Source organism: Micromonospora andamanensis (assembly GCF_016863495.1).
In the GTDB taxonomy this organism is placed as follows: domain Bacteria; phylum Actinomycetota; class Actinomycetes; order Mycobacteriales; family Micromonosporaceae; genus Micromonospora; species Micromonospora andamanensis.
In genome coordinates, this window is sequence record NZ_BOOZ01000120.1 from 1 (window position 1) to 967 (window position 967).

The 967-nt window shown below is 68.7% G+C and carries 1 protein-coding gene; it reads left to right on the forward strand.

The features are described from left to right. The coding region (locus Van01_RS32740) for a helix-turn-helix domain-containing protein (protein WP_204015836.1) at window positions 1-967 on the forward strand (967 nt) is incomplete at both ends.

A 967-nucleotide genomic window follows, 5' to 3' on the forward strand; every position in this document is an offset into this window, starting at 1 on the left:
TCACGTCCCACAGCAGCATCTCACTCGGTCCGATCACCGACCTGCACACCGAACTGAAGATCATGCCGATGGTGACGGTGCTGTCCCTGCTGGGAGACCTGGCCGGCCGCCCGCAGGGCGTGCCCGCATTCCTTGCGCACGCCATCCGAGCCGGCGTTCCCTACGACGCGACGCGCCTGCTGGCACCACTGTTCGGTCCCAACGCGACGAGCATCCCCCACTGTCTGACCCCATCGGTCGCGGTGCAGGATCTGGACTTCGCCAGCCACCTCGACCACATAGCCACCGCCGCCAGTGAGCGGCTGGCCGACGAGGTGGCGGTGTTGCACCCAGGGGAGATCCCGAGCCACTGGCAATGGGTCCTCCGCCGGCCAGACAAGTGGATCGACGCCTACGTGACGACGTTGCGGGCGGCCTGGAACGTCTTCCTCCCGTACTGGCGGTTGGCGCAACCACTGCTGGACCGAGAGATCGTCCGCGTCGGGACCGCGTCGATACGAGGATGCCTCGACGGCGTCCTGTCCGACCTGGGCCCGCGCTGGCGCTACCACGAGGAGCGCCTACTCATCCCGGACAGCCACCCGGAACAGTTCACCGTCGGCGACCGACGACTGGTCCTGACGCCCACCATCTCGGGCACCGGCGCCTCCGTCTTCGACCCCGACGTCGCGGACATGGTCTGGCTCGGCTACCCCACACCCGGCCTCCACGAGCTGTGGAGACCCGACCAGCGCCCGCAGAACAAGGACCCGCTCACCCTCGTCCTCGGCCCGATGCGCGCCACGCTGATGCGCAACGCCGACCTGAACCTCAGCATGAGCCAACTCGCGGACCTCCTGCACACCGCGCCCAGCGTCGTGACCTACCACTGCACAGCCCTGATAGACGCGGGCCTGCTCTACCGCGAACGCCACGGACGGCGCATCAGGGTCCGTCTCACCGGCCGCGGCCGCGCCCTGATCGACCT